Annotated in this window: 10 protein-coding genes and 1 pseudogene; 6 read left to right on the top strand and 5 right to left on the bottom strand. The window is 70.9% G+C overall.

Translation table 11 applies throughout. The features are described 5' to 3' along the window. On the bottom strand, positions 1-287 hold a 287-nt coding region (locus ACIY1X_RS22325; RefSeq protein ID WP_399684840.1), incomplete at its 3' end, for an ATP-binding protein. Positions 288-423: 136 nt separating this feature from the next. On the opposite strand from ACIY1X_RS22325, the gene ACIY1X_RS22320 reads away from it, so the two are divergent. Then, on the top strand, positions 424-720 hold the full coding sequence (locus ACIY1X_RS22320) for a YkvA family protein (RefSeq protein ID WP_399684838.1): 297 nt from the start codon (positions 424-426) through the stop codon (positions 718-720). 10 nt (positions 721-730) lie between these two features. Here the strand turns inward: ACIY1X_RS22320 and ACIY1X_RS22315 are convergent, their stop codons facing one another. The 3 genes from ACIY1X_RS22315 to cysS form a co-directional block, all read right to left on the bottom strand. Then, positions 731-1,708, bottom strand: coding sequence for an acetyl-CoA carboxylase carboxyltransferase subunit alpha (locus ACIY1X_RS22315; protein WP_038218534.1), 978 nt, complete (start codon positions 1,706-1,708; stop codon positions 731-733). Positions 1,709-1,805: 97 nt separating this feature from the next. Beyond that, complete coding sequence (locus ACIY1X_RS22310) at positions 1,806-2,462, bottom strand: DNA-3-methyladenine glycosylase (RefSeq protein ID WP_038218531.1); 657 nt, start codon at positions 2,460-2,462, stop codon at positions 1,806-1,808. 20 nt (positions 2,463-2,482) lie between these two features. Beyond that, the gene (gene cysS / locus ACIY1X_RS22305; protein WP_399684834.1) at positions 2,483-3,859 is read right to left on the bottom strand and encodes a cysteine--tRNA ligase; all 1,377 of its coding nucleotides are present in this window, start codon (positions 3,857-3,859) and stop codon (positions 2,483-2,485) included. Between the two features lie 223 nt (positions 3,860-4,082). Here cysS and ACIY1X_RS22300 point away from each other — a divergent pair, with 223 nt between their 5' ends. From ACIY1X_RS22300 to ACIY1X_RS22280, 5 genes are read left to right on the top strand one after another with little or no spacing between them, the layout of a single operon-like run. After that, positions 4,083-4,658, top strand: coding sequence for a tetratricopeptide repeat protein (locus ACIY1X_RS22300; protein ID WP_399684832.1), 576 nt, complete (start codon positions 4,083-4,085; stop codon positions 4,656-4,658). Beyond that, the gene (locus tag ACIY1X_RS22295) at positions 4,658-5,242 is read left to right on the top strand and encodes a peptidylprolyl isomerase (protein ID WP_399684829.1); all 585 of its coding nucleotides are present in this window, start codon (positions 4,658-4,660) and stop codon (positions 5,240-5,242) included. The genes ACIY1X_RS22300 and ACIY1X_RS22295 overlap by 1 nt, the downstream gene beginning before the upstream one ends. A 30-nt stretch (positions 5,243-5,272) precedes the next feature. Next, positions 5,273-5,785: a peptidylprolyl isomerase gene (locus ACIY1X_RS22290; protein ID WP_038218524.1), complete on the top strand. Its 513-nt coding sequence runs from the start codon at positions 5,273-5,275 to the stop codon at positions 5,783-5,785. 21 nt (positions 5,786-5,806) lie between these two features. After that, positions 5,807-6,589 carry a UDP-2,3-diacylglucosamine diphosphatase gene (locus ACIY1X_RS22285; RefSeq protein ID WP_399684827.1) on the top strand — a complete coding sequence of 261 codons (783 nt, stop codon included), beginning with the start codon at positions 5,807-5,809 and terminating at the stop codon, positions 6,587-6,589. Between the two features lie 7 nt (positions 6,590-6,596). Further along, the gene (locus ACIY1X_RS22280; RefSeq protein ID WP_399684824.1) at positions 6,597-7,391 is read left to right on the top strand and encodes a zinc-dependent peptidase; all 795 of its coding nucleotides are present in this window, start codon (positions 6,597-6,599) and stop codon (positions 7,389-7,391) included. A gap of 26 nt (positions 7,392-7,417) precedes the next feature. On the opposite strand, the pseudogene ACIY1X_RS22275 reads toward ACIY1X_RS22280, so the two are convergent. Beyond that, positions 7,418-8,033 (bottom strand): annotated as a pseudogene (locus ACIY1X_RS22275) (DUF349 domain-containing protein); the annotation flags it as partial.

Genomic DNA, 8,033 nt, shown 5'->3' with positions numbered 1-8,033 from the left:
GCCTGCCGCGCGGCGTCCTCGGGGCTGTCTCCCGGCGCCGCGCGCGCATCCACGCGATGGACCTGCAGCGGCACGCCCAGCCGGCGGCACAGGTCGGCGCAGTGGCGCTCGAAATCGTCCGCCGCCGCCTGCAGGCCGTGGTGCACGTGCACCGCCAGCACCTGCCCGGGCCAACGCCGTGCGCACGCAGCAAGCAGGGCGGTGGAGTCCGCCCCGCCGCTGAAGCCCACGGCGAGCGGCAGTTCGGGCGCGAAGCGCGCCATGGCATCGTCGAAAACGGCGCTCATGAGGGGGCTCCGGGGAACTTCATCGGCGGCGGCGCGCATCCAAGCATCCGTCGATTGTGGAGCCGCGCGGCGCTTGTGATCTGCGCGATGCACCCCACTTCAGCCTCGTCTCTCTCTCAACCCGGAGTACGCCGCCATGTGGAAGCTCGGTCGCCTGTGGATGCTGATGCGCAAGGAGCTTGCGCTGGTGTGGGCCATGCTGCGCGACCCGCGCGCCCCCGCTGCCGCCAAGCTCACGGCGCTGGCAGCCGTGCTCTACGTGCTCAGCCCGGTGGACCTCGTGTCGGATCTGATCCCTGTGCTCGGCTGGCTGGACGACGGCGTGGTCGCCCTGCTGCTGCTGAAGCTGGCCACGCGCTTCCTGCCGGCCGACCTGCATGCGGCGCTGCGCGCGCAGGTCGAGCAGCGCGCGGCGGCGACGGCCCGCCGGTGAATCCGCTGCCCTACTTGCCGCTGTCGCGCGTGTCGGCGAAGCGGCCGTAGCTCTGCAGCCGCTCGTAGCGGCGGTCCAGCAACTCGCGCGGCTTGAGGTCGGCGACCTGGCGCAGCGCGTCGTTGAGCGCACGCTTGAGGAACGCCGCCATCTGCCGGTGGTCGCGGTGCGCGCCGCCCACCGGCTCGTTGACGATCTTGTCGACCAGGCCCAGCGCCTTCAGGCGGTGCGCCGTGATGCCCAGCGCGTCGGCCGCGTCCTGCGCGCGCTCGGCGGTCTTCCAGAGGATCGAGGCGCAGCCCTCGGGGCTGATCACCGAATACACCGAGTACTGGAGCATCAGCACCTGGTCGGCCACCGAGATCGCCAGCGCACCGCCGGAGCCGCCCTCGCCGATGATGGTGGTGATGATCGGCACCTCGAGCTGCGCCATCTCGTAGATGTTGCGGCCGATGGCCTCGGACTGGCCGCGCTCCTCGGCATCGATGCCGGGGTAGGCGCCGGGCGTGTCGACGAAGGTGAAGACCGGGAGGTGGAACTTCTCGGCCGTCTTCATCAGGCGCAGTGCCTTGCGGTAGCCCTCGGGCTTGCTCATGCCGAAGTTGCGCAGCGTGCGCTCCTTCGTGTCGCGCCCCTTCTGGTGGCCCAGCACCACGCAGGGGGTGCCGTTGAAGCGCGCCAGGCCGCCGACGATGGACTGGTCGTCCGAGAAATGGCGGTCGCCGTGCAGCTCGACGAAGTCGGTGAACAGCTCGTGCACGTAGTCGAGCGTGTAGGGCCGTTCGGGGTGGCGGGCGATCTTGGTGATCTGCCAGGGAGAGAGATCGCTGTAGATCTCCTTGGTGAGCTGCTGGCTCTTCTTGCCGAGCTGGTCGATCTCTTCGGAGATGTCGACCGCCGATTCGCTCTGGACGTAGCGCAGTTCTTCGATCTTGCCTTCGAGCTCCGCGATGGGCTGCTCGAAGTCGAGGAAGGTTCGTTTCGCCAACGTGTTCTCCGGTTGTGTCTCAAGAAAACGCCGGGCCGCCCCAAGTTTTCTTGTTCCCTTCAGGGGGCGGGCCGGGCACAGCCCGGCCTGGGGGCGCTCAATACGCCACTGGGAGCGGCTCGAGCGACCGCCAAATATACCAAGTGGCCACGCTGCAGAAGGGGGCCCAGGCCACCGCCACCTCGCGCGCATCGCTGCGGCTGACGGGGTCGCCCGAGAAGTAGTTGGTGCTGATGCCGTTGATCAGGCCGATGTCGTCCAGCGGCAGCACGTTCGGCCGCAGCAGGTGAAAGATCAGGAACATCTCGGCCGTCCAGCGGCCGATGCCGCGGATGGCGACCAGTTCCTCGATGATCAGCTCGTCGGCCATGTCCTTCCAGGCGTCCACGTGCACCGCGCCGGAATCGAAGTGCAGCGCCAGGTCGACGAGGTACTCCACCTTGCGCGCCGACAGGCCGGCGGCGCGCATGTCGTCGACCTTGAGCTTGAGCACGCTGGCCGGCGTGAGCTTGCGCGGCAGCTTCTCGAAGCGCTCCCACACCGACTGCGCGGCCTTCACCGAGATCTGCTGGCCCACGATGCTGCGCGCCAGCGTGGTGAAGGCGTCGCCGCGCGACTGCAGCCGCGCGTCGCCGAAGCGCGGGATCAGCCGGCGCATCACGCGGTCCTTCTTCACCAGGTGCTTGCACGCCTCCTCCCAGTAGTCGGGCGTGACGAAGGCGATCTCGTTGTTGCTCTTGCGGCTGGCGGGCATGGCGGCGATGCGGTTATGTCTTACTGGGCCGCGGCCCAGGTGGTCCCTTCGGGGCCGTCCTTGAGCACGATGCCCTGCGCCAGCAGTTCGGCGCGGATGCGGTCGGCCTCGGCGAAGTTCTTCGCGGCCTTGGCCGCGGCGCGCTCGGCGATGCGGGCCTGGATGCTGGCCTCGTCCAGCGCGGCGCCCGCGCGCAGGAAGGCCTTCGGATCGCCCTGCAGCAGGCCCAGCGTGCCGGCCAGCGCCTTGAGCAGCCCGGCGGCCTCGGCGGAGCGCGTGCGGTTGACCTCGCCGGCCAGCTCGAACAGCACCGCCACCGCCTCGGGGGTGCCGAAGTCCTCGTCCATCGCGGCCTTGAAGCGCGCGGCGTGCGGCCCGCTCCAGTCGATGGCGACCTCGGCCGGCGGCACGGCATCGAGCGCCGTGTACAGGCGCCTGAGCGATGCCCGCGCATCGTCCAGGTGCACGTCGCTGTAGTTCAGGTCGCTGCGGTAGTGCGCGCGCACGACGAAGAAGCGCAGCGTCTCGGGGTCGTACTTGGCCAGCACCTCGCGGATGGTGAAGAAGTTGCCCAGCGACTTCGACATCTTCTCGTTGTCGATGTTGATGAAGCCGTTGTGCATCCAGGTCATCGCGAACGGCTTGCCAGTGGCACCCTCGCTCTGCGCGATCTCGTTCTCGTGGTGCGGGAACTGCAGGTCGGCGCCGCCGCCGTGGATATCGAAGGTGTCGCCCAGCAGTTCGCAGGCCATGGCCGAGCACTCGATGTGCCAGCCCGGACGGCCCACGCCGAAGGGGCTGTCCCACTTGGCCTCGTCGGGCTCCTCCGGCTTGGCGCGCTTCCACAGCACCGGGTCCAGCGGGTCCTGCTTGCCCTCGGCCACCGCCACGCGGTTGCCGGCATGCAGTTCGTCCAGCGACTTGCCCGAGAGCTTGCCGTAGCCCGGGAAGCGGCGCACCGCGTAGTTCATGTCGCCGTCGCCGGAGCGGTAGGCCAGGCCCTTGTCCTCCAGCGTGCCGATCATCGACAGCATCTGCGGGATGTAGTCGGTGGCGCGCGGGTCGTGCGTGGGGCGCTCCACGCCCAGCGCGTCGGTGTCCTCGTACATCGCGTCGATCATGCGCGTGGTCAGCGAGCGCAGCGTCTCGCCGTTCTCCACCGCGCGGCGGATGATCTTGTCGTCGATGTCGGTGATGTTGCGCACGTAGGTGACGCGGTAGCCGCTCGCGCGCAGCCAGCGCTGCACCACGTCGAAGGCGATCATCGAGCGTGCATGGCCCACGTGGCAGTGGTCGTACACCGTGATGCCGCACACGTACATGCGCACGTGGCCCGCCTCGAGCGGCGAAAACTCTTCCGTGGCACGCGTGAGCGTGTTGTAGATGCGCAGGGTCATGGGGACGCGAGGGGGCCGGAGATGCGCTGCCGCCGGGAGACAAGAAAACAGGCAGCGCGGCGCCCGGCAGGGGGCGTATTGTGCAGCGGCCACAGCCCCGTGGGGAAAGGGCTTGCGAGGCGCCGCAGCTAGAATCGAACGAGTATAAACGGCCGCTCTGCGACACCCGGCGGCGCATGACCAAGCTGCGCCGTCCCGACCGCACCGCCCTTGTCGAGGCTTCATGAAGCACGCCGCCTTTCTCCCCTCCTTCCGTCTCCCGTTGCGCATGCCGGCCCCGCTGCTGCATGCGCTGTGCGCAGCCGCCGTGCTGTTGGCCGCCGGCGCCGCGCGCGCCGACGACTATGCCGACGTGAACGCCCTGCTGCGCTCCGGCCAGTCCGCCGAGGCGCTGGCCAAGGCCGATGCGTACATCCGCACCAACCCGCGCGATCCGCAGATGCGCTTCCTGCGCGGCGTGATCCTGAGCGAACAGGGCAAGACGGCCGACGCGCAGGCCGCCTTCACGCAGCTCACGCAGGACTACCCCGAACTGCCCGAGCCCTACAACAACCTGGCTGCCATCTACGCCGCGCAGGGCCAGTACGGCAAGGCGCGCGATGCGCTGGAGTCGGCCCTGCGCCTGAACCCGCACTACGCCACCGCGCACGAGAACCTGGGCGACGTGTACGCCCGCCTGGCGGCGCAGCAGTACGCCAAGGCGCAGCAGTACGCCTCGACCAGCGCCAGCGTCGCACCCAAGCTGGCCCTGGTGCGGCAGGTGTTCGACAAGCCCGCCGAGCCGGAGGGCAAGCGCTGATGCAACGTCGCTCCCTTCCCCGCCGCGCCGCCCTCGCCGCCCTGCTGGGCGCGGCCCTCGCCCACGCGCCGGCCTTCGCCCAGGCGGTCGCGCCGCGCGTGAAGCTGGCCACCTCCGCCGGCGACATCACGCTCGAACTCGACGCCGCCAAGGCGCCGAAGACCGTCGCCAACTTCCTGCAGTACGTCAAGGACGGGCACTACGACGGCACGGTGTTCCACCGCGTCATCGACGGCTTCATGATCCAGGGCGGCGGCTTCACGGCCGACCTGCAGCAGAAGCGCACGCGCGCGCCCATCCCGCTGGAAGCATCGAACGGCCTGCGCAACGACCGCGGCACCATCGCCATGGCACGCACCGGCGACCCGAACTCCGCCACCGCCCAGTTCTTCATCAACGTGAAGAACAACGACATGCTCAACGCGCCGAATCCCGACGGCCACGGCTACACGGTGTTCGGCAAGGTGGTCTCGGGCATGGACGTGGTGGACAAGATCCGCGCCGTGCGCACCGGCGTGCAGGGCGGCATGCGCGACGTGCCGCTGGAGCCGGTGCTCATCCGCTCCGCCACCCTCGTCAAGTAAACCGCACCCCCATCACTTCAGGAGCCTCTCATGAGCAACCCGCAAGTCGAACTCAGCATCAAGGGCCACGGCCCGATCGTCCTCGAACTCGATGCCGAGAAGGCGCCCAAGTCGGTCGAGAACTTCCTCGGCTACGTCCAGCGCGGCCACTACGACGGCACCGTCTTCCACCGCGTCATCGACGGCTTCATGATCCAGGGCGGCGGCTTCGAGCCCGGCATGAAGCAGAAGCCCACGGCCGCCGAGATCACCAACGAGGCCAACAACGGCCTGAAGAACGACAAGTACACCGTCGCCATGGCGCGCACCAGCGCACCGCACTCGGCGACGGCGCAGTTCTTCATCAACGTGGCCGACAACGGCTTCCTCAACCACACCGCACCCACGGCGCAGGGCTGGGGCTACGCGGTGTTCGGCAAGGTGGTCAAGGGCACCGAGATCGTCGACGCGCTGCGCAAGGTCAAGACCGGCCGCAAGGGCTTCCACGACGACGTGCCGGTCGAGGACGTGGTGATCGAGAAGGCCACGGTCGTCTCCGAGTAGGTCGGAGCGTCCGCCGCCTGCATGATGGACGAAGCCGCCTTCGCCGAACTGCAGGCGCCCGCCGGCTGGCGCGTGGTCGATCTCGTCTCCGACCTGCACCTGCAGGCCTCGGACAGCGCCACGCTCGCGCTGTGGGAACGCTACCTCGCCGACACGCCGGCGGACGCGCTCTTCATCCTGGGCGACCTGTTCGAGGTCTGGGTCGGCGACGATGCGGCCAATGAGCCCGGCAGCTTCGAGTCGCACTGCGCCGGCGTGCTGGCTGCCGCCGCACGGCAGCGCCCCATCTTCTTCCTGCACGGCAACCGCGACTTCCTCGTCGGCCCCGGCTTCGCCGCGCGCGCCGGCCTCACGCTGCTGGCCGAACCCACCGTTCTGGCCTTCGCGGGTCGGCGCTGGCTGCTCAGCCACGGCGACCTGCTATGTCTGGAAGACACCGACTACCTCGCCTTCCGCGCACAGGTGCGCTCGCCCGGCTGGCAGTCGGCCTTCCTGGCCCGGCCGCTGGCCGAGCGCCGGACGGTGGCGCGGCAGATCCGCACGCAGTCGGAAGCGCGCAAGGCCGATCCGCGCGCCGTCTGGGCCGACGTGGATTCCGGGGCCGCGCGCGACTGGCTGCGCCGTGCGGATGCGCCGGTCCTGATCCACGGCCACACGCACCGCCCCGCCGAGCACGACCTGGGCGACGGCCAGGCGCGCTGGGTGCTCAGCGACTGGGACGCCGCCGCGCAGCCTCCGCGCGCCGAAGTGCTGCGGCTGACCGCCGACGGGCCGCAGCGCATGGCATTGAGCGCGAGCACCTGACGGACCGATGCTGCGCTGGCTGCGCGGCCTGCGGGCCGCTCCCGAGATCCCCGAAGCCGCCTGGCAGGCCACGCTGGCGGCCTACCCCTTCCTCGCCGCACGGCCGGCGCAGGACGTCGCGCGGCTGCGCGGCCTGAGCGCCCGCTTCCTGCAGGACAAGGAGTTCAACGGCGCGCTCGGCTTCGAGATCACCGACGCCGTGGCGCTGGCCATCGCCGCGCAGGCGGTGCTGCCGGTGCTGCACCTGCCCGGCGGCCTGGCCTGGTACGACGACTTCGTCGGCATCGTGGTCGTGCCTTCGGAGGTGAGCACGCGCCGCGTGGCGGTGGACGAGGCCGGCGTGGTGCACGAGTACGACGAGGCCATCATCGGCGAGGCGCGCGAGCACGGGCCGGTGATGCTCTCGTGGCCGCACGTGCAGGAAGGCGGCAATGCCGAGGCGGCCGGCCCGATCCTCAACGTCGTGATCCACGAGTTCGCGCACAAGATCGACATGCGCGACGGCCTGGTGGACGGCTGCCCGCCCCTGCCGGCCGGCTTCGCCGGCACGCGCACGGCGCGTGAGGCGCGCGCCGCCTGGATGGCGGCGATGGCGCCGGCCTACGACGCCTTCCGCGAACAGGCCGTCGTGGCCGAGCGCTTCGGCGGCGAGCCGCCCTGGCTGGACGGCTATGCCGCCTCGTCGATGGCCGAGTTCTTCGCCGTCGCTTGCGAGGCCTACTTCGTGGACCGCGCACGCTTCGGCCGCGAGATGGGCACGCTGGCGCCGCTGTTCGACGCCTTCTTCAGGCCCGGCCGCTGAAGCGCCCGGGCCGGGCGCGGCGCGCCTCAGCCCTTGCGCAGCAGCGTGCGCAGCGCGCTCTGCAGGCGGCGCGCGCTGGCGGCGTCGTGCGCGCTGGCCAGCACCCTGCCGGCGTCCTGGGCCCAGGTCTCGGCCGGGCCCGGCTCGTTGCGGCGGGTCAGCAACTTCAGTTGCAGTGCCCGGCGCGCCTCCAGTTGCTCGGCCGGCGTCGGCACGTCGGCCGCCATCTCCAGCCGCAGCAGCGCCTCGCCCGCATCGCCGCCGCCGGGCGCTGATGCCAGGGCCTGCGCCCACTGGTTGCGCACGGACGAGGACACGCCCCGCCCCAGGTCCTGCGCGCTGGGCAGGGCTTCGGCGCTGCGCTGCTCCCAGGCACCGACCAGTTGCGTCAGCACCTCGCCGTGCGCCTGGGCCGCCAGCTTGCGCAGCGCGGCCTGCGCGTGCTCCATGGCTTCGCGCTGGGCGCGGAAGGCGGCATCGCCCAGGCGCGGGCCGCGCGGCTCGCGCGCGGGGCGGTCGCCGAAACGGCCGCCGGCACGGTCGCCCGGCCCGGATGCGCCGAACCGCCCGCCGCGGTCGCCGCCGCGTCCCGGCGCCGCGCCGCGCGCGTCGCGGCGGTCACCGGGCCGGCCGGCGGCGCGG

The organism is Xenophilus sp., assembly GCF_044462705.1.
In the GTDB taxonomy this organism is placed as follows: Bacteria; Pseudomonadota; Gammaproteobacteria; order Burkholderiales; family Burkholderiaceae_C; genus Xenophilus; species Xenophilus azovorans.
This window is presented reverse-complemented; position numbering and strand designations above follow the sequence as displayed.